Source organism: Massilia sp. AB1, assembly GCF_018119385.1.
GTDB lineage: Bacteria > Pseudomonadota > Gammaproteobacteria > Burkholderiales > Burkholderiaceae_D > Telluria.
In genome coordinates this window covers 16230-35197 of sequence record NZ_JAGKSG010000010.1, presented here as the reverse complement: position 1 = coordinate 35197, position 18968 = coordinate 16230, and the positions used below count along the sequence as shown (strand labels likewise).

Genomic DNA, 18968 nt, shown 5'->3' with positions numbered 1-18968 from the left:
CAGCCTGGCGCGCCGCGAAAAAACAGCGGGTGTTGCTTAGTCGACGAACAGCGAGATCACCGAGTCGCCCTTCACGATCCGCTTGAAGGTCTCGGCCAGCAGCGGTGCGCTGGTGAGCTGGCGGATCTTGCTGCAGGCGGCGCCGGCGGCACTCAGCGGGATGGTGTCGGTGACGACCAGTTCGTCCAGCGGCGAGTTCGAGATACGCTCGATCGCCGGGCCCGACAGAACCGGGTGCGTGCAGTAAGCAACCACTTTCTTGGCGCCGCGCTCTTTCAGCACTTCGGCAGCCTTGCACAGGGTACCTGCGGTGTCGACCATGTCGTCCATGATCACACAGTTGCGGCCTTCGACTTCACCGATGATGTTCATGACTTCCGACACGTTCGCCTTCGGGCGGCGCTTGTCGATGATCGCCAGGTCGCAGCCCAGGCGCTTTGCCAGCGCACGGGCGCGCACCACGCCGCCGACGTCCGGCGATACGACCAGCAGGTCGTCGTAGTTGCGCTTCTGCAGGTCGCCCAGCAGGATCGGGGAAGCGTAGATGTTGTCGACCGGGATGTCGAAGAAGCCCTGGATCTGGTCGGCGTGCAGGTCCATGATCAGGACGCGCTCGACGCCGGCTTCTTCCAGCATGTTGGCCACGACTTTCGCCGAGATCGCCACACGCGCCGAACGCGGACGGCGGTCCTGGCGGGCATAGCCGAAGTAAGGAATGGCGGCGGTGATGCGGCCTGCCGATGCGCGCTTGAGCGCGTCAACCATCAGGATGATTTCCATCAGGTTGTCATTGGTGGGAGCGCAGGTCGATTGCAGAACGAAGACGTCCTTGCCACGAACGTTCTCGTTGATTTCGACCATTACTTCGCCGTCAGAGAACTTCGAGACCACGGCCTTGCCGAGAGGAATGCCGAGGTTTTTTGCGACCCCTTCTGCTAGCGCCGGATTGGCATTGCCGGTAAAAACCATCAGGTTTTCGTAAGCCATGGGAGTCCCAAGAGGTGAGCGTTGATTCTAGAAAAACAATCAGCCGGGAGGTCCGGCTGATTAGGCTAGTGACGGGCGCTTAGCGCCGCCGGATTTCCTTGCTGGACGCATTCGCATCGACAGATCAAGAAAACTTTGGCAGGGGAACAAGGATTCGAACCTTGGTATGCCGGAATCAAAATCCGGTGCCTTAACCAGCTTGGCGATTCCCCTACACGACCTTTTACTACTTGCCGCTGCGTTCTACATTGTATCGTCTAACGCGTCGACAGGCAGGATTTTATTCTATAACTCACTGATTTTGCAAGAGCGATTTCATCAGCGGGTGACTCTTCAGCGACTTCGCCTTCCATGCCGTCCACTTATTTGGCATGGCCGCCAACACCTGGTCGGCAGCGGCTTCGCTGGAGAACGCGCAGAACACGCACGCCCCTGAGCCAGTCATCCTGGCATCGCCGTAGCCGCTCAACCATTCAACCGCCTCTGCTACCGGCGGGAACAGGCGCATGGCCACGTCCTGCAAATCATTCTTTCCGAAGCTCAACCGAATGCCTGAATCGGTGTTGCTGGAAAAGTCCGCTATTCTGACCGGTTTCGTATCCCTTGTCAAATCCGGCGCCGAAAAAATTGCAGGGGTCGGAACGGCCACGCCAGGCTCGATCACCACGTACCAGCAGTCCGGGCCGGGCACCGCCTGCAGCGCTTCGCCGATGCCTTCGGCAAACGCGGTCTCGCCGAACAGGAAGAAGGGAATGTCGGCGCCGAGCGGCAGGCCAAGGTCCATCAACTCCTGCCGCGACAGGCCGGCCTGCCACAAATGGTTGGCCGCCATCAAGGCGGTGGCGGCGTCGGACGAACCGCCGCCCAGCCCTCCCCCCATCGGCAGGATCTTCTCCACCGCCACGTCGATGCCGGGCGGCAGGCGCCCGTGGCGGCGCTGGTATTCAGCCTGCAGCAGGCGCAGCGCGCGCACGATCAGGTCCTGCTCCTCGGGCACGCCCGGGACTTCGGTGGTGCGGCGGATCTGCTCGTCCTCGCGCAGGTCGAAATGCAAGGTATCGGCGCGGTCGATCAGCTGGAACACGCTTTGCAGCAGGTGGTAGCCGTCGGCGCGGCGCCCTAGCACGTGCAGGAACAGGTTGAGCTTGGCCGGGGCCGGGCAATGGTGCAGGGAACGCATGGATCAGCCCGCCGGATTGACGACGATGCGGATCGCCAGGTCCTGGATGTCGCCGGCGGCGCTGCGCTCGGCGTCGATGCGCCGCGGGATCGGCTGGGCGCTCGTTTCGTCCTGCCAGGAGACGAAGCGCAGGCGCCAGCCGTCCTTGGTCACCACGCTGTTGTTGGCGGGCGAGGCGGCGAAGCGCTTGCCTTCGGCGTCCAGCGCATAGCCCTGCAGCCAGTCGCGCAGGCCCGAGACCGGCAGGGTCCAGCCCAGGGTCTGCTGGGTCAGTCCGTCGATGTCGGCCGCGGTGCGCGGCGGGCGGTTGGCCTGGGTGAGCGTCGCCCCCTGGGGCGTCACGACGATGGTGGCGATGGTCTGTCCCAGCGGCGAAGCCAGGCTGACGTCGATGCGGCCCGGGGCCTGGTCCCAGGTGAAGTTACCGCTGAGCGATTCCTGCTTGCCGTCCTTGATGTAGTTGACCGACAGCTTGCCGGCCAGGTCGATGGTTTCGCGGTAGGCGCCGACGGTGGCGGTGGACAGGGGCGCGCGGGTGGTGGCGCAGCCGGCCAGGGCGGCGGCAAGAACGATCAGGGAGAGGCGTCGGGAAATCGGCATCGGTAGTGGTATCGGTGAATGGCAGACAGGTTTGGCCGGGACGCATCCCGGCCAAACCTATAAAACGTGGATTATTTCACAAGGACAGGCCGAGCCGCGCCAGCGTGGTCCGCAAGGTGTCGTTCTGCGGGTCCTTGGCGCGCGCTTCCTTCCACAGCTGCTGGGCCGCGAGCTTGTCGCCCTTCTTCCACAGCACTTCGCCCAGGTGCACCGCGATCTCGGGGTCGCGGCGCAGGCCGTAGGCGCGGCGCAGGTGCTTTTCCGCCTCGTCCAGGTTGCCCAGGCGGTAGTGCACCCAGCCCATGCTGTCCATGATGAAGGGGTCGCCCGGCGCCATTTCCATGGCCTTGGCAATCAGTCCATAGGCTTCCTGCAGGCGCACGTTGCGCTCGGCCAGCGAATAGCCGAGGGCGTTGTAGGCGTGGTGGTTGTCGGGCGCCTGGGCCATCACTTCGCGCAGCTGCTTTTCCATCACGTCCACGCGGCCCATCTTCTCGGCCAGCAGCGCGAAGTCGTACAGCAGGTCGGGATTCTTCGGATGGCGCTTGGCGGCCGCTTCCATCAGGGTATAGGCCTCCATGGTGCGGCCGGCGTCGCGCAGCAGCTGCGATTCGGCCACCGCCACCTGGGCCGCCTGGCCCGCATCCTCGGTCTTGATCCCGGACAGCAGGCGGCGCGCGCTGGGCAGGTCGCCCTGCTTGCCGATCAGGTGGGCGCGGCGCAGTTTGGCGCTGAACAGGGTCTGCGCGTCGGTACCGTCCGGCACCTTGTCGAGCCACTGGAGGGCGCCGGCCAGGTCGCCCCGCTCCTCCGCCAGCTGGGACAGGATCAGGAGCGCGCGCGAGGGGTCGCGCTCATCCTCCGGATTGCGGCCCAGCACCTCGATAAAGCGGGTGAAATAGCCTTCCGCGCCGGGCGCATCGTTCATTTGCGTGGCCAGGATGCCGAGCGCGTACAGGTGGGCCGCGTTATCGGGCTGGTCCTGCAGCAGCAGTTCGAATTCCTGGCGCGCGCCCGGATAATCCTTGCGGTTGACCAGGATGCGGGCACGGGCCGCGCGCACGTCGCGCGCCTTCGGGTTGTTCTTCAGGAACTGGTCCAGCAGCGCCATCACCTGGTCCTCGTCCTCGATGGTCTGGGCCAGCATCAGGGCCGCGATCTCGGAATCGGGCTTGGCCACGAGCGCGGCGCGCGCTTCCTGCTGGGCCGCGTCCTTGTCGCCGCGGCTCAGGGCCATCTGCGCGCGTACGATGCGCGCTTCCATGGTCTGGCCATAGGGCGCGATCAGGCGTTCCAGCATGGCGCCGGCGGCGTCCTTGTCCTTGGCGCGGGTCAGCAGCTGCTGCATCTGGAACATCAGCAGGCCGCGCCGGGCCGGCGCCGCTTCGCGCAGGCGCTTCTCGAAGATCGGCTCGATATCGGCGATGTTCTCGGAGGTGACGGCCATGCCGACGAAATACTGGGTCGCTTCCTCGGATTCCGGATCCAGGTCGTGCCACAGGCGCACGGCGGCCAGGGTGTCGTCGGCCTGCTTGGCGGCCACCGCCATCTCGGCGGCGCGGCGCGCCAGGCGCGGATCGCGGGTCTGCTGGGCCAGGCTCAGCATCGTCAGATAAGGGCCTTGCCAGTCGCCGCTGCGGAATTCGAACTCGGCCTTCATCAGCTGGTAGAGCATGTTGCTGCTGAGCTCGACCTTGGGCAGGCGCGCCTCGAGTTCGGCGCGCGCCTTGGCCAGGGCTTCTTCTTCGTCCAGCGCAAGATCTTCCGCCTGCTCCTGGGCGAGCGGCGTCGCCTCCTCCTGGGCAGGCGCCGCCGGCTGCTGTTGCGGCGCGACAGCACACGCCGTCAGGAGGCCGGACAGGGTTACAATGACGAAAGCGTTTTTCAAGGCAAGTCCAGGTTTGAGATGATGTCTGATTCTACGCTCAAGCCGGCCCCGCCACGCGGCTCCATCGGCTCGTCGCTCTACTGCACAGATTACACGAATCCCCTCCCCCATGCCTGAATTGCCAGAAGTAGAAGTCACCCGGCGCGGTGTCGCGCCCCATATCGAAGGCCGCGTCGTCGAACAGGCGGTGTTCCGCCGCGAAGGCCTGCGCTGGCCTTTCCCGCCGGGCCTGTCGGAACTGCTGGCCGGGCGCCGCATCACGCACACCGATCGCCGCGGCAAATACCTGCTGATCGGCTTCGAGCACGGCACCCTGATCGTGCACCTGGGCATGTCCGGGCACCTGCGCGTGCTGCCGCCGGGGATCGAGCCGCGCAAGCACGACCACTTCGACCTCATCGTAAACGGACCGGAAGGGCGCCAGGTGCTGCGCCTGCACGACCCGCGCCGCTTCGGGGCCGTGCTCTGGCACGGTAACGAACAAGGGCCCCTGGACGAGCACGAACTGCTGCGCGGCCTGGGCGTGGAGCCGCTGGGCGAAGGTTTTTCCGGCGCCCTGCTGCACCGGGAGACGCGGCGCCGCAACGCGCCGATCAAGCAGGTGCTGCTGGCGGGCGACATCGTGGTCGGCGTCGGCAATATCTACGCCTGCGAAAGCCTGTTCCGCGCCGGGATCAACCCGAAGACGGCCGCTTCGCGCATCAGCCGGGCGCGCTACGACAAGCTGGCCGAGGCGATCAAGGAGATCCTGGCCGCCGCCATCGTGCAAGGCGGCTCGACCCTGCGTGACTTTATTGCGGTAAATGGTCAATCTGGATATTTCCAGCAGACATATTTCGTCTATGATCGTGCTGGAGTGCCTTGCCGCAACTGCGGGGCGCCGGTCCGCCAGATCAAACAGGGCCAGCGCTCGACTTTCTACTGCGCGCAGTGCCAGCGCTAGGCCGGACCTTATAAGTAGGGCAACACATGCAGGATTTTCAACAGTATGGAGCGTGGCGCGCGCTCGTGGCATCCGCGCTGGAGGGCTACGGCGCGGCGCTGCAGGATGCGTCGCTGATCGACGGCGCCGGCGAACAGCAGCTGGCCCGCGCGCTGGCGCGCTTGCGCGACGACCGGCTCTCGGTCGCCTTCGTGGCCGAATTCTCGCGCGGTAAAACCGAGCTGATCAACGCCCTCTTCTTCGCCGACTACGGCCAGCGCATCCTGCCGTCCAGCGCCGGACGCACCACCATGTGCCCGACCGAGCTGCTGTGGGACCCGGCCCTGCCGCCCTGCATCCGCCTGCTGCCGATCGAGACCCGCGCCCAGCAGCTGTCGACCAGCGACTTCCGCGAAGACGCCGGCGCCTGGACCGTGCTGCCGCTGGAACTCGATTCGCCCGAGCGCATGATCGAGGCCTTCCGCCAGGTCAGCCAGACCCGCCATGTGCCGCCCGCCGAGGCGGAGCGCTACGGCCTGTACGACCCGGCCGACCCCGATCTCGCGGCCGGCCTGGCCCAGGACGGCGCGGTCGAGATCCCGCAATGGCGCCACGCCATCATCAACCTGCCCCACCCGCTGCTCAAGCAGGGGCTGGTGATCCTCGACACGCCGGGCCTGAACGCCATCGGCACCGAGCCGGAACTGACCCTGAACCTGATCCCGAACGCGCACGCGGTGCTGTTCATCCTGGCGGCCGAAACCGGCGTGACCAAGAGCGACATCGAAGTCTGGCGCACCCATATCGGCGCGGGGCCGGGCCGCCTGGCGGTGCTGAACAAGATCGACGCCATGTGGGACGAGCTGAAGTCCAGCGAGGACAACGAGGCCGAGATCGCGCGCCAGCAGCGCGGCGTGGCCCAGCTGCTGGGCCTGGAGACGGCGCGCGTGTATCCGGTATCGGCGCAGAAGGCCCTGGTGGGCAAGATCAACGGCGACATGGCCCTGTTCGAGAAGAGCCGCCTGGGCACGCTGGAAGCGGCGCTGTTCCACGACCTGATCCCGGCGCGCAAGGAGATCATCGGGCGCCAGCTGCGCGCCGACCTGGACGCCCTGCTGGCCGGCCCGCAGGCGCTGGCGGGCGCGCGCCTGCGCGACCTGGTCGAGCAGCAGCACGAACTGGAAAGCCTGCGCGGCAAGAACCAGGGCGTGATCGCCCACATGGTGCGCCGGGTCGAAGCGGAGAAGAAGGAATTCGACGCCAGCCTGTTCAAGCTGCAGGGCACGCGCGCGGTATTCGCGCGCCTGTCCACGGAGCTGTACACGACCCTGGGCATGGACGTGGTGCAGGAGCAGACCGAGTCCGTGCGCGCGGCGATGCAGGCGGCGCGCTTCGCCACCGGCATGCGCGCCCCGGTGCGCACCTATTTCGAGCTGCTGCGCGCCAGCCTAGATGCATCGCAGGCCAAGGTCGGCGAGATCGGCGCGATGATGGAAACCATGTACCGCAAGTTCTCGGCCGAGCATGGCCTGTCGCTGAACCTGCCGATGAGCCTTTCGCTCGCGCGCTACCGCGACGAGATCGACCAGATCGAAGCCTTGTTCGACAAGCAGTTCGGCACCGCCACCCTGCTCTTCAGCAGCCGCGCGGCCCTGCTGGAGCGCTTCTTCGACTCGATCGCCTCGCGCGTGCGGCGCGCCTTCCGCGCCGCCAACCTGGATGCGGAAAACTGGCTGAAGGTGATCATGGCGCCGCTGGAAGCGCAGATCCGCCAGCACCGCGAGCAGTTGCGCCACCGCCAGGCCTCGATCCAGCGCATCCACGACGCCACCGACAGCCTGGAACAGAAGATCGGCGCTTTTGAAGCCAGCCAGGCCGACCTGGAGCGCACCCGCGCCTACCTGGCCGACCTGGCCGGGCGCGTGAGCGCCAGCCTGGATGCCGATGCGCCGGAACGGAGGGCGGCGGCATGAGGGACGGGAACATGAAACACCTCGAGGAGCTCACCGACCCGAGCTTCTCCCAGGCGGTGATCGACTGGCAGCGCACGCACGGCCGCCATACCCTGCCGTGGCAGAACACGCGCGACGCCTACCGCATCTGGCTGTCCGAGATCATGCTGCAGCAGACGCAGGTGGCTGCGGTGCTGGGCTACTACGGCCGCTTCCTGGAGCGCTTCCCCACCGTGCAGGCGCTGGCCGAGGCGCCGCTTGATGACGTCATGGCCCTGTGGAGCGGCCTGGGTTACTACACCCGGGCGCGCAACCTGCATGCCTGCGCCAAACGGGTGGTCGCGGATTACGGCGGCGTGTTTCCGAGCGACCCGGCGCTGCTGGCCGAGCTGCCCGGCATCGGACGCTCGACGGCGGCGGCGATCGCTGCCTTCTCGTCCGGCGCGCGCGCCGCGATCCTGGACGGGAACGTCAAGCGCGTGTTCGCGCGGGTGTTCGGCATCGACGCCTATCCGGGCGCCAAGCCGGTCGAGGATGCGCTGTGGCGGCGTGCGGATGCGCTTCTTCCGGAGGGCGACGGCATGCAGGCGTACACGCAGGGCTTGATGGACCTGGGCGCCACCTTGTGCACGCGCTCGAAACCCGATTGCGGCCGCTGCCCGCTGCAGGCGCGCTGCGTGGCCTACGCCACCGGGCGCACCGCGGAGCTGCCGGTGCGCAAACCGAAGAAGGCGACGCCGGAGAAGCGCACGGCGATGCTGGTCGTCGTCGATAACGGGCAGGTGCTGCTGGAGCAAAGGCCGGGGACCGGGATCTGGGGCGGCTTGCTGTCGCTGCCGGAAGTCGGCGGGCACGTGGCGCTGGAGGACGAGGCCGACCAATACGATACGGCGGAGATCGCGCGCGAGGCGGCGCAGTTCGGGACGGTGGACGAAGTGCAGGCGCTGGGGCATCTGGTGCATGTGTTCACGCACTACCGGCTGCATATCGCGCCGTTCATGGTGAGGCTGGATGCGCGTGGGGGCGCCACCGGGAGGCATGTGTGGTGGCATCTGGATGCCATCGCCGATGCGCCGCTGCCGGCGCCGGTCAAGAAGCTGTTGGTGGAGTTGGGGCAGCCGAGTTTGTTTGTGTGAGTGGCTGCTCCAAGTTTGCGTGCAGGCCCGCAGCTCAGAACTGATCAAGCGAAAAAATCCGCTTATGCTCCCGGATCGCATACCGATCCGTCATCCCCGCAATGTAATCCGCAATCTTCCTCGCCTGCTTCATCACATCGCCCTGCACCTGGTAATCCGTCGGCAGCAGCACCGGATCCTGCATGAACGCATCGAACAGCTCCCGCACCACGCGGCTGGCCTTGACGCGCATGCGGTTGACCTGGAAGTGGCGGTACAGGTTCGCATGCAGGAAGCGCTTGAGCGCCGTGGTCTGCGCCCGCATCTCGTCAGAAAAACGAATCAGCGGCGGCCCCGCCCTGACATCGTCGATGCTCTTCGGCGCGGCGTCCAGGATGCGCGCCGCCGAGGTCTCCACCAGGTCCGCCGTCATCGCCGTGATCATCAGCCGGATGGTCTCGTACAGCGCCCGCCTGCCCGGCAAGCCCGGATACTGCGCCTCCACCGCATGCCGGTGGCGCGCGAACAGCTCCACTTCTTCCATCTGCGCCATCGTCAGCAGCCCCGAACGCAGCCCGTCGTCGATATCGTGGTTGTTGTACGCGATCTCGTCCGCCAGGTTGGTCAGCTGGGCTTCCAGGCTGGGCTGGGCCTTGTCGATGAAGCGCTGCCCCAGCTCGCCCAGCTGGCGCGCGTTGTTCAGTGAGCAGTGCTTGAGGATGCCCTCGCGCGTCTCGAAGCTCAGGTTCAGGCCGTCGAAGGCGCCGTAGTGCTCTTCCAGGTGGTCGACCACGCGCAGGCTTTGCAGGTTGTGCTCGAAGCCGCCGTAGTCCTTCATGCATTCGTTGAGCACGTCCTGGCCCACGTGGCCGAAAGGCGTGTGGCCCAGGTCGTGCGCCAGCGCGGTGGCCTCGACCAGGTCCTCGTTCAGGCGCAGGCTGCGCGCCAGCGTGCGGCCGATCTGGGCCACCTCGATGCTGTGCGTCAGGCGGGTGCGGAACAGGTCGCCCTCGTGGTTGAGGAAGACCTGGGTCTTGTACTCGAGCCGGCGGAAGGCCGTCGAGTGGATGATGCGGTCGCGGTCGCGCTGGAACTCGCTGCGCGAGCCAGGGGCCGGTTCCGGGTAGCGACGCCCGCGCGACTTCGACGAGTGCGCCGCATAAGCTGCGAGATGGGCGTCGAAATCCATCATGATGTGCAGGCCTCCAGGGTGGCGCGCAGGGTGTCGATCGGCACCGTGGTGATCGACGGGCTGCCCAGGGGCTTGAGCAGGATGAAGCGGATCTCCCCGCCCTCGTTCTTCTTGTCGACCGCCATCAGCTCGATCCAGCGCTGCTCGCCCAGGTCGGGCGCCGTGGTCGGCAGGCCGGCCGCGCGCACCAGGTTGCGCACGCGTTCGACGGCGGCCTCGTCGATCAGGCCCAGGCGCGCCGACAGGTCGGCCGCCATCACCATGCCGCAGCCCACGGCTTCGCCGTGCAGCCATTCGCCATAGCCCAGGCCCGATTCGATCGCGTGGCCGAAGGTGTGGCCGAAGTTCAGCACCGCGCGCAGGCCGCCTTCGCGCTCGTCCTTGCGCACCACGTCGGCCTTGATTTCGCAGGAGCGCGCGATGGCGTGCGCCAGCGCTTCCGGATCGCGCGCCACCAGCTTGGCGATGTTCTGCTCGATCCATTCGAAGTAGGCGGCGTCCAGGATGGCGCCGTGCTTGATCACCTCGCCCAGGCCGGCCGACAGCTCGCGCGCCGGCAGGGTGTCGAGGGTGGAGGTATCGGCCAGCACCGCGCGCGGCTGGTAGAAGGCGCCGATCATGTTCTTGCCCAGCGGGTGGTTGATGCCGGTCTTGCCGCCCACCGAGGAATCGACCTGGGACAGCAGGGTCGTCGGGATCTGCACGAAGGGCACGCCGCGCATGTAGCTGGCGGCCGCATAGCCGGTCAGGTCGCCGATCACGCCGCCGCCCAGGGCCACCAGGGTGGTCTTGCGGTCGCATTTGGCGGCCAGCAGCGCGTCGAACACCAGGTTCAGCGACTGCCAGTTCTTGTGCTCCTCGCCGTCCGGCAGCACGATCTCCACCACTTCCAGGCCGGCCGCGCGCAGATGGCCGGCGACGCGCTCCAGGTAGAGCGGCGCGATGGTGGTGTTGGTGACGATGGCGGCCTTGCTGCCGGCGATGTGGCGCGAGAGAAGCGCGCCGTCGTCCAGCAGGTGGGGGCCGATCACGATCGGATAGCTGCGGTCGCCGAGTTCGACGTTGAGGGTAATGGGTGCCTGTTCGTTCATCGATGTCTTCGCCAGCCGGCGCGCCCGTGCTGCTTCGAGCGCGGCGATCTGGTCCAATATGGTCTGTACCATCGATTGTACGTTAGGACGGCCGGTGTCGATGACCAGGTCGGCAATCTCGCGGTACAGGGGGTCGCGCTGGGCCAGCAATTCCTCCAGCTTCTTGCGCGGGTCAAGGGTCTGCAGCAGCGGGCGGTTCTTGTCGTGCGCGGTGCGCTGCAGGATGCTGTTGATCGAGGCGCGCAGGTAGACCACGGTGCCGCGCTCGGCCAGCAAGGCCCGGCTGGCGGCATTCAGGACCGCGCCGCCGCCGGTGGCCAGCACCAGGTCGTGCTGGGCGCTCAGGTCGCGGATCACGTCCGCTTCGCGGCGCCGGAAGCAGGCTTCTCCCTCGATCTCGAAAATCCAGGGAATCGAGGCGCCGGTGCGCGCTTCGATCTCGTGGTCCGAGTCCACGAAGCGCTTGTTCAACTTCCGTGCAAGCAGCCTGCCGATGGTGGTCTTCCCCGCTCCCATCAGGCCGACGAGGAAGATATTGTTGTTCTTGGGATGAGGCACTACCAAACCCGCTTAGATGGTAAAACGGCCAGTATAGACTGGCCGTTCCCTGTTCCGGTAAAAAAACGCAAGGCGGGCCCTCAGGCCCGCCCCGGATCATGCGCTCCTGAAGCGGTAGCTCTTGCCCTTGCCGCGCGGGGTGACCACCTGCAGCAGGAAGTCGCCCGCTGCGCAAGCGTCTTCCGGCTTGACCGTCACCGTGTGGATCGTGCCACCGGCGTTGTTGGTCGAGGGCACCACGTCCGGGAAGAAGGTCCCCGGCTTCACCTTGGTCACGTCCGTCGCGCCGACTTTGGTGCCGACAGGCAATGGATTATTGTTGGAATCGTACAGGCGGAAGGTCAGGTCGACCGATTTGCAGGAGCCTCCCGACAGGCCCTGGAGCACGCTCGGGTCGCCGTCGCCGCCGGGGGCGCTGTTCCAGTCGCGGCAGCTCGGATTGCCGCTGCTGTCGGTGCTGCAGACCTGGCGGACCATGTTGGCGTCCGAACCGCTGAACACGATCTCGAAGGAACGGCGGATGTAGTTCAGGCCCCACTTGCCGTCGCCCGCGGCGCTGTAGGCGCTGCGGTTGTACGGGAACGGCAGGTCGCCGGCGCTTGCTTCATAGGCGCCGTTCACGTTGGCGTCGAGGAAGGCGTCGGGCAGGTCGCCGCTCTGGCCGGTGCTCGCGCCCGGGAAAGGCTCGCCGCCGCTCGGGCAGGCGTCGACCAGCGGACGGTAAGGCGTGCTGCCGGTGTAGCCGGTGCAGGTGTACTGGCCGTCGCCGTTCAGGTCGACGAAGTTCTCGATACCCTGCACATAGGCCAGCACAGTGACGCGGCCGTTGAGCGGCCTGAAGGCCTGGCTGCGCAGCGGCACCGTGCAGCCGCCGTCGGTGGTCACGCAGGCGCCCTGCGCCGACGAGCCGATCGCGCCGCCTTCGGTGACGAAGTTGACCACGGTGTTGTCCGACACCGGGTTGCCGTACTGGTCGGCCAGGCGCACCGTGATGTCGGTGCTTTCGCCGTCGTAGTCCATGCCCTCGATGTTGAACTTCGAGGCGCTCATCGACATCGATTTCTGGATCGGCAGGCCGGTCGAGATGGTCAGCGCGTCGGACAGGCCGCTGATCGTCACGCCGTTGCGGGTGGCCTCGGCGACCACGCGCACCGGGGTCGGGATCGTGCCAGAGGAGACCATGGTCGAGACCTGGCCGCTGTTGTCGGTGGTGGCGCGCGCCGGCGACACGGCCAGGCCGCCGGTGCTGGTGGTGGCGCTGAAGTTCACGTCCACGCCCGGCAGGCCGTTGCCGTGCTGGTCGACCACGCGGAAGATCAGCTGCGCCGATTCGGAGCGGCCCAGGCCGCCCGAACCCTTCAGCACGATCGAGCTGCCGGCCACGCTGCTGCTGGAGAACTGGATGGAACCGATATTGGCCGCGTCGACGTCGACGCCGATGGTCTGGGTCGAGTTGCCGAGCGAAACGGTGATGGTGTCGCGCCCGAGCAGGCAGCCGTTGTTGGTATAGGTCGCGGTCTGGACGCCGTTGGCGAAGCTGCCCGGCACCAGGGAGGCGGTGCCGTTGTTGACGCACAGCGAAGTCATGGTCAGGCCCGAGACCGAGCTGGCCGGCTGGCCGCCGCTGGTGACGGGAATGTTCAGCGACAGGGTGCTGAAGGCCGGCAGGCGCCCGGCCGGCTGCGGCGCGAAGCTCAGCGTCCCGATCGTCAGCGGCGCGGCGCCGATGGTGATGTTGCGGGTGAAGGTGGCGGTCTTGCCCTCGACCACGGCGGTGCCGGTGATCGCCACCGCGCCCGCGGCGCTGGTGCTGGCCGGCTTGACGGTGACGACGGCCACGCCGTTGGCATCGGTCAGCGCGGAGCCGGTTTCGGGAATGAAGCTGACCAGGTTGGCGGTGCCCGCAGTGAACTGGACGATGGCGCCGGCCGCCGGCTTGCCGGCCGCCGTCAGCACGGTCGCCTTGACCGAGGCGCTCTGGCCGCCGGAAAGCGAGGTGACGGCAGTGCCGGCGCCGTCGGCCAGGGTCAGGTCCATCTTCGGCGCGGCGACCGTGCCGGTGCCCGGGGTGGTGCCGGTGCCCGGGGTCGTGCCTGTGCCGGTGCCGCTGCCGTCGCCGCCGACGCCTGCCGAGCCGCCGCCGCCGCCGCAGGCGGCCAGGCTGGCCGCGACCAGCGCGGCCAGCGCCAATTGGGTCAGATGCCCGGGCGAGGTCCGGGTTCCCTGTTCTGGAGTGTGTTGCATGACGTTCTTGTTCCTGTTGTTTATGCCGTTTGGGTAAATTCGTCGTGGTAAACGAAAAACCGGCCGGGACGACCCGGCCGGCGCGATGATCAGCGCAGGTTGTTACTGCGCTCGGTCACGATCTTTGGTGTGATGAACACCAGCAATTCGGTCTTGGTATTCTCCCGGCCGGTGGTCTTGAACAGATGGCCCAGGACCGGGACGTCGCCCAGCACCGGCACCTTGCTCTCGCTGTTGCGCTCGGCCTGCTGGTAGATACCGCCCAGCACCACGGTGCCGCCGTTCTCCACCATCACCTTGGTCTTCACGTGCTGGGTGTTGATGGCGAAGCCGGCGCGGGTTTCCTCGCCCTTCGAATCCTTGTTCACGTCCACGTCCAGCACCACGTTGCCGTCCGGGGTGATCTGCGGCGTCACCTCGAGGCGCAGGTTGGCCTTCTTGAAGGCGATCGAGGTCGCGCCGCTGCTGGTCGCCACCTGGTAGGGCAGCTCGATGCCCTGCTCGATCACGGCGATCTGCTTGTCCTCGGTGACCACGCGCGGGCTCGAGATGATCTTGCCCTTGCCGTCGGCTTCCAGCGCCGACAGTTCCAGGTTCAGGAAGCGGTTGGCGGCCGAGGAGAACAGGCTGAAGGCCAGCGAGGTGGCCGGGATGCCCGCGATGCCGGCGGCGGGCAGGTTGACCATGGTGGTGTTGGTGTAGCCGTCGCCCTCGTCCGGGGTCTGGCCGGTGACCTGGCCCACGCCGGTGAGGTTGCCGCCGATGGCGACGCGCTCGTTGCCCTTGACCTGCCAGCCCGAGTCGCCGCCGCGCAGGGTGCGCAGGTCGGCGAAGCCGAGCTTGGCGCCCAGGTTGCGCGAGAAGCCGTCGTTGGCCTCAACCAGGCGGGCCTCGATCAGGACCTGCTTCGAGGCGATGTCGGTCTTCTGGATCAGCTTGCGGATGTCCTCGATCTTGGAAGCGATGTCGGTCACGAACAGCTGGTTGGTGCGCGGGTCGATGATGGCGCTGCCGCGCTTGGACAGCACGCGGTTCTTGCTGTCGGCGGCGGCGGCGCCGCTGGCGTCCAGGCCGAACACGGTGCGGAAGGCTTCCGCCTTCTGGTAGTTCAGCTGGAAGATCTCGGAGCGCAGCGGCTCGAGGTCGGCGATCTGGGCGCGCTGCTCGAGCTCGAGCTTTTCCTTGGTCAGCAGTTCTTCCTTGGGCGCGATCCACAGCACGTTGCCGTTCTTGCGCATGTCCAGGCCCTTGGCCTGCAGCACCACGTCGAGCGCCTGGTCCCAGGGCACGTCGCGCAGGCGCAGGGTCAGGTTGCCGGTCACGGAATCGCTGGTGATGATGTTCAGGCCCGAGATGTCGGCGATCGCCTGCAGGGCGGCGCGCACTTCCACGCTCTGGAAGTTGAAGGACAGCTTCTCGCCGCGGTAGCCCTGGGGGCCGGGGCCCACCCGGTTCGGGTCTTCCTTGACCGGGCGCACATCGACCACCAGCTGGGTGTCGCTCTGGTACACCGACTGCTCCCAGTTGCCTTGCGCGTCGATGGTCATGCGCACGTTCTCGCCCTGGGCGGAGGTGGTCACGCGCGACACCGGGGTGCCGAAATCGGTCACGTCCAGGCGGCGGCGCAGCGCTTCCGGCAGTCCGGTGCGCAGGAAGTCGACATGGATCTGGTTGCCGGCCTGGCGCACGTCGACCGCCACCTGGCTGTGCGGCAGGTCGACCACAACGCGGCCTTCGCCATTGGCGCCGCGGCGGAAATCGAGGTTGCGCAGCAGTTGGCGGCCGGCGGCCGCCGGGGCCGGCGCCGCCGCGGCAGGCATGCCGGCCGCGTTCACGGCCTGGGCCACGCCGCCCGAGCCTTCCACGGTGACGATCACGGACTTGCCGTCGACCGCGGTGGCGTAGTTCAGCGGGCGCGCCAGGTTCAGCACCAGGCGGGTGCGCTCGCCGGCCTGCACCACGTTCACGCCGCGCACGTCGCCCAGGTTGATCTCCTGCGAGCTCTTGCCGGTGGCGTTGGCGGTGGCGCCGAAGTCGAGCGCGATGCGGGCCGGGTTGGTGATCGAGAAGCCGATCGGCGCCTTGGCGGGCGCCGCGCGCATCGCCACGTTGATGACGACGTTCGAGCCCTGCTGGTTGGCGGTGATCGATTCGATCGCATTGCCTTGCGCCAGGGCGCTGCCGGCCGCCATGGCCAGCAGCATCGCGCCGGCGCCGCGCGCCAGCCATGCCGGGACGACGAAACGAATCATTGCTTGATGGGTCATTTCCCAGTCTCCTTACTGTCATGCAGCTCGATCGTCGCCATGCGCTCGACCCAGTCGCCGGTGGCGTCCTGCATCACTTCCCTGATATGGATGGCGCCGTCGGTCACGCGGGTGACGACGCCGTAGTTTTCGCCGATGCGCTGGCCCGCACGGACCTGGTACACCGCCTTGTCGATCTGCACCAGCGCATAGCTGACGCCGGCCTTCTGTAGGGTGCCGACCATGCGCATGGTGTCGAGCGGATAATTCTCCAGCAGTTCTTTCGGACGGCTGGTGTCGGGCTTGTTCTTGCTGGCCGAGGCCTCGGCCACGCGCGCCATTTCGGTCAGCAGCTTGTCCTGGCTGAAGGGCTCGATGGCCGCGCCCGGATTGTAGGCGTACGGGACGAAGGGCTTGACGGCCGGCAGCGGCTTGACCGAAGGCTTGGTTTCCTTCTCGACCTTCTTCATCCAGGTGCGGACTTCGTTCACGCCGCCGTCGCCGCAGCCGGCCAGCAGCACGGCCGCCAGCAGTGGCGCAATGCGGTTCAGGCGCATCATTTGGCGTCTCCTTCGGCGTTCTTGCCCTTGCCCTTGGCCTTCTTGCCCTTCTTGCCCTTGGCTTTCTTGTCCTCGCGCGCCTGGCGCTGGGCGTTCAGCTCGTCCTGGTCGAGGTAGCGGAAGGTCTTGGCCACGGCGTCCATCTGCAGGGCGCCGTCCTTGCCCGTGACGACGGACATGTTGTTCAGGGTGACGATACGCGGCAGGTTGGCCATGTCGGCGGCGAAGGCGCCGATGTCGTTGTAGCGGCCCGTCACCTTGATCTCGATCGGCAGCTCGGCGTAGTAGTCGCGCACCACTTCCTGGCCCGGCTTGAACAGCTCGAACTGCAGGCCGCGGCCGACGCCGGCCTGGTTGATGTCCGACAGCAGGCGCGCCATTTCCGACTTGCTCGGCAGCTGCTTTTCCAGCAGCACAACCGACTTGTCGACTTCGATCTTCTGCTGCTTGAGCGCTTCCAGGTTGATCGCCTGGGCCATCTTGCTCTTGTATTCGTCGCGCAGCTTCTGCTCTTCGCGCGCGCCTTTTTCCTGCTTCTCGAACTGGCCGCTCCAGTAGAAGAAGTAGCCCAGGCCGGCGACCAGCGCCATCACGCCGGCCGCGCACAGCAGGCGCGGCGCCAGCGGCCACTGGCCCGGATGGCGGCCCTGCAGGTCCTGGAACTGTTCCGCCAGGCGCGGACCGATGTCTTTCAGATCGATGTTCATGACTTCACTCCGGACCCGCCTTTGCCCGCAGGCCTGGCGGCGCCTGCCACGTCCTGGCCTTCTTCCTCGCCGTCGGTCGGGCGCTTGATCGCCACCGACAGCGTGAACTCGACCACCTTGCGGCCGGTCTTGCTCTGCGCCAGGGTAACGGCCTTCACTTCGACCAGTTCGGGACGCTCCAGCCAGGCCGAGTTGCCCGACAGATTGCGCAGCAGTTCCGCCACGCGCTCCTGCGACTGGGCGTAGCCGGTCAGGACCACGCGCCGGCCTTCCTGCTTGAGCGACTTCAGGTGCATGCCTTCCGGCGTCTGGCGCACCAGTTCGTCCAGCAGGTAGACCGGCTGGTTGCGGTCGCCCTGCACGTCCTGGACCGCCTGCTGGCGCGCCTTCAGCGCTTCGATTTCTTCCTTGAGGGTCTTGATCTCGGCGATCTGCTTGTCGAGTTCGGCGTTGGCCTTCTTGAGCACCAGGTTGCGCTGGTCCTGGGCCGACAGCTGGCGCGCGTTGTAGGCACCGACCGCCAGCACCACGGCGACGCCGGCGGCTGCACCCAGGGCCAGCAGGGCGTAGAACGCGGCCTGCTTCTGCTTGCGCTTGGCCTCGCGGTGAGGCAGGAGATTAATACGGATCATCAGCCGAACCTCCGCATCGCCAGGCCGCAGGCCACCAGGTAGGCGGCGCCTTCCTGGCGCAGCTGCTGTTCACGCACCTGGGCGCCCATCAGCATGTCCTCGAAGGGATTCACGAGCGCGCTCGGGATCCGGGTACGGCCGGCGATGATGTCGAGCAGTCCCGGCACCAGCGCGCTGCCGCCAGCCAGGTAGAGCTGGTCGATGCGCGTGTAGGGCGTGGACGTGTAGAAGAACTGGATCGCGCGCGTGACTTCCAGCGCCGCGTTCTCGAGGAAAGGAGCGAGCAGGTCGGCGCGGTAGTTTTCCGGCAGGTCGCCGGACTTCTTGCGGGTCTCGGCTTCCTCGAAGGACAGGCCGTAGGCGCGCACGATGTCCTGGGTCAGCTGGTTGCCGCCGAAAGGCTGCTCGCGCTCGTAGACGGTTTCGCCGTCCAGCAGCACGGAGACGTGGGTGGCCTGGGCGCCCATCTGGAACAGGGCGACGATCTGCTCGGGACCCTTGTTCGCGGAGCGCTCCATTGCGCGCTCCAGCGCGCTGCGGGCGGCATAGGATTCGATGTCCATCACGGTCGCCGTGAGGCCTGCGGCTTCGGCGATCGCCACGCGGTCCTCGACCTTTTCGCGGCGCGCGGCGGCCAGCATGACTTCCATGTCCTCCGCCGAATTCGGCGCGGGACCGATCACGTCGAAGTCCAGGCTCACTTCGTCGAGCGCGAAGGGGATGTACTGGCTGGCCTCGGATTCGACCTGCACTTCGAGCTGGTCTTCCGCCAGGCCGGCCGGGAGGATGATTTTCTTGGTGATGACGGCAGCCGGCGGCATGCCCAGGGCCACGTGTTTGGCCTTGGTGCCGCTCTTCTTCCAGACGCGGCGCACGGCTTCGGCGACCTGGTCGATATTTTCGATGTTGCCGTCCACGACCGCGCCGCGCGGCAGCGGTTCGGCGGCATAGCGCTCCAGGCGCAGTTCACCCTTGCCGGCATCGGCCAGCTCCACCAGGCGTACGCCCGATGTGCTGATGTCGAGACCGGCGAGTGGCGGGCTCGACTTTCCAAACAAGGAACCTAGATTGATCACGAGCGCACTCCCTCAGCT

At 67.0% G+C, this 18968-nt stretch carries 15 protein-coding genes and 1 tRNA gene; 3 read left to right on the top strand and 13 right to left on the bottom strand.

Annotated elements, in window-relative coordinates; all coding sequences use genetic code 11:
• Positions 1–36: 36 nt before the first annotated feature.
• The 5 genes from J8847_RS08255 to J8847_RS08235 form a co-directional block, all read right to left on the bottom strand.
• On the bottom strand, positions 37–987 hold the full coding sequence (locus tag J8847_RS08255; RefSeq protein WP_211524211.1) for a ribose-phosphate pyrophosphokinase: 951 nt from the start codon (positions 985–987) through the stop codon (positions 37–39).
• A 136-nt stretch (positions 988–1123) separates the two neighbouring features.
• Positions 1124–1200 (bottom strand) — tRNA-Gln (locus tag J8847_RS08250).
• A 79-nt stretch (positions 1201–1279) separates the two neighbouring features.
• The gene (ispE, locus tag J8847_RS08245; protein ID WP_211524210.1) at positions 1280–2167 is read right to left on the bottom strand and encodes a 4-(cytidine 5'-diphospho)-2-C-methyl-D-erythritol kinase; all 888 of its coding nucleotides are present in this window, start codon (positions 2165–2167) and stop codon (positions 1280–1282) included.
• Positions 2168–2170: 3 nt separating this feature from the next.
• The gene (locus J8847_RS08240; protein WP_211524209.1) at positions 2171–2767 is read right to left on the bottom strand and encodes an outer membrane lipoprotein LolB; all 597 of its coding nucleotides are present in this window, start codon (positions 2765–2767) and stop codon (positions 2171–2173) included.
• 76 nt (positions 2768–2843) lie between these two features.
• Complete coding sequence (locus tag J8847_RS08235) at positions 2844–4655, bottom strand: tetratricopeptide repeat protein (protein WP_211524208.1); 1812 nt, start codon at positions 4653–4655, stop codon at positions 2844–2846.
• 109 nt (positions 4656–4764) lie between these two features.
• Here J8847_RS08235 and mutM point away from each other — a divergent pair, with 109 nt between their 5' ends.
• The 3 genes from mutM to mutY are packed head-to-tail and all read left to right on the top strand — an operon-like array spanning position 4765 to position 8665.
• Complete coding sequence (gene mutM, locus J8847_RS08230; RefSeq protein WP_211524207.1) at positions 4765–5598, top strand: bifunctional DNA-formamidopyrimidine glycosylase/DNA-(apurinic or apyrimidinic site) lyase; 834 nt, start codon at positions 4765–4767, stop codon at positions 5596–5598.
• Positions 5599–5624: 26 nt separating this feature from the next.
• Entirely contained in the window at positions 5625–7550 is a 1926-nt protein-coding gene (locus J8847_RS08225; protein WP_211524206.1) for a dynamin family protein, read from the top strand.
• A gap of 11 nt (positions 7551–7561) precedes the next feature.
• Positions 7562–8665, top strand: a complete 1104-nt coding sequence (mutY, locus tag J8847_RS08220; protein ID WP_211524205.1) for an A/G-specific adenine glycosylase — start codon at positions 7562–7564, stop codon at positions 8663–8665.
• A 34-nt stretch (positions 8666–8699) separates the two neighbouring features.
• Here mutY and J8847_RS08215 read toward each other — a convergent pair whose 3' ends face one another.
• The 8 genes from J8847_RS08215 to J8847_RS08180 form a co-directional block, all read right to left on the bottom strand.
• Positions 8700–9833, bottom strand: coding sequence for a deoxyguanosinetriphosphate triphosphohydrolase (locus J8847_RS08215; protein WP_211524286.1), 1134 nt, complete (start codon positions 9831–9833; stop codon positions 8700–8702).
• The gene (gene aroKB / locus J8847_RS08210) at positions 9833–11443 is read right to left on the bottom strand and encodes a bifunctional shikimate kinase/3-dehydroquinate synthase AroKB (RefSeq protein ID WP_229429503.1); all 1611 of its coding nucleotides are present in this window, start codon (positions 11441–11443) and stop codon (positions 9833–9835) included. The genes J8847_RS08215 and aroKB overlap by 1 nt, the downstream gene beginning before the upstream one ends.
• Positions 11444–11581: 138 nt before the next feature.
• Positions 11582–13729 carry an Ig-like domain-containing protein gene (locus J8847_RS08205; protein ID WP_211524203.1) on the bottom strand — a complete coding sequence of 716 codons (2148 nt, stop codon included), beginning with the start codon at positions 13727–13729 and terminating at the stop codon, positions 11582–11584.
• A gap of 89 nt (positions 13730–13818) precedes the next feature.
• Positions 13819–15996: a type IV pilus secretin PilQ gene (pilQ, locus tag J8847_RS08200; RefSeq protein WP_373888742.1), complete on the bottom strand. Its 2178-nt coding sequence runs from the start codon at positions 15994–15996 to the stop codon at positions 13819–13821.
• Positions 15993–16535 carry a pilus assembly protein PilP gene (locus J8847_RS08195; protein WP_211524202.1) on the bottom strand — a complete coding sequence of 181 codons (543 nt, stop codon included), beginning with the start codon at positions 16533–16535 and terminating at the stop codon, positions 15993–15995. Before J8847_RS08195 ends, pilQ begins: the two co-directional genes overlap by 4 nt.
• The gene (locus J8847_RS08190; protein ID WP_211524201.1) at positions 16532–17242 is read right to left on the bottom strand and encodes a type 4a pilus biogenesis protein PilO; all 711 of its coding nucleotides are present in this window, start codon (positions 17240–17242) and stop codon (positions 16532–16534) included. Before J8847_RS08190 ends, J8847_RS08195 begins: the two co-directional genes overlap by 4 nt.
• Positions 17239–17874, bottom strand: a complete 636-nt coding sequence (locus tag J8847_RS08185) for a PilN domain-containing protein (protein ID WP_211524200.1) — start codon at positions 17872–17874, stop codon at positions 17239–17241. The genes J8847_RS08190 and J8847_RS08185 overlap by 4 nt, the downstream gene beginning before the upstream one ends.
• Positions 17874–18950, bottom strand: a complete 1077-nt coding sequence (locus J8847_RS08180; protein WP_211524199.1) for a pilus assembly protein PilM — start codon at positions 18948–18950, stop codon at positions 17874–17876. Before J8847_RS08180 ends, J8847_RS08185 begins: the two co-directional genes overlap by 1 nt.
• Between the last annotated feature and the right edge of the window lie 18 nt (positions 18951–18968).

What these genes read in the sequence shown, in the direction of transcription:
- mutM (WP_211524207.1), top strand. Translation starts at nt 4,765, where the DNA reads ATGCCTGAATTGCCAGAAGTAGAAGTCACCCGGCGCGGTGTCGCGCCC.
- J8847_RS08190 (WP_211524201.1), bottom strand. Translation starts at nt 17,242, where the DNA reads ATGAACATCGATCTGAAAGACATCGGTCCGCGCCTGGCGGAACAGTTC.
- aroKB (WP_229429503.1), bottom strand. Translation starts at nt 11,443, where the DNA reads ATGGGAGCGGGGAAGACCACCATCGGCAGGCTGCTTGCACGGAAGTTG.
- J8847_RS08205 (WP_211524203.1), bottom strand. Translation starts at nt 13,729, where the DNA reads ATGCAACACACTCCAGAACAGGGAACCCGGACCTCGCCCGGGCATCTG.
- ispE (WP_211524210.1), bottom strand. Translation starts at nt 2,167, where the DNA reads ATGCGTTCCCTGCACCATTGCCCGGCCCCGGCCAAGCTCAACCTGTTC.
- J8847_RS08240 (WP_211524209.1), bottom strand. Translation starts at nt 2,767, where the DNA reads ATGCCGATTTCCCGACGCCTCTCCCTGATCGTTCTTGCCGCCGCCCTG.
- pilQ (WP_373888742.1), bottom strand. Translation starts at nt 15,996, where the DNA reads ATGACCCATCAAGCAATGATTCGTTTCGTCGTCCCGGCATGGCTGGCG.
- J8847_RS08225 (WP_211524206.1), top strand. Translation starts at nt 5,625, where the DNA reads ATGCAGGATTTTCAACAGTATGGAGCGTGGCGCGCGCTCGTGGCATCC.
- J8847_RS08255 (WP_211524211.1), bottom strand. Translation starts at nt 987, where the DNA reads ATGGCTTACGAAAACCTGATGGTTTTTACCGGCAATGCCAATCCGGCG.
- mutY (WP_211524205.1), top strand. Translation starts at nt 7,562, where the DNA reads ATGAAACACCTCGAGGAGCTCACCGACCCGAGCTTCTCCCAGGCGGTG.
- J8847_RS08215 (WP_211524286.1), bottom strand. Translation starts at nt 9,833, where the DNA reads ATGGATTTCGACGCCCATCTCGCAGCTTATGCGGCGCACTCGTCGAAG.
- J8847_RS08185 (WP_211524200.1), bottom strand. Translation starts at nt 17,874, where the DNA reads ATGATCCGTATTAATCTCCTGCCTCACCGCGAGGCCAAGCGCAAGCAG.
- J8847_RS08195 (WP_211524202.1), bottom strand. Translation starts at nt 16,535, where the DNA reads ATGATGCGCCTGAACCGCATTGCGCCACTGCTGGCGGCCGTGCTGCTG.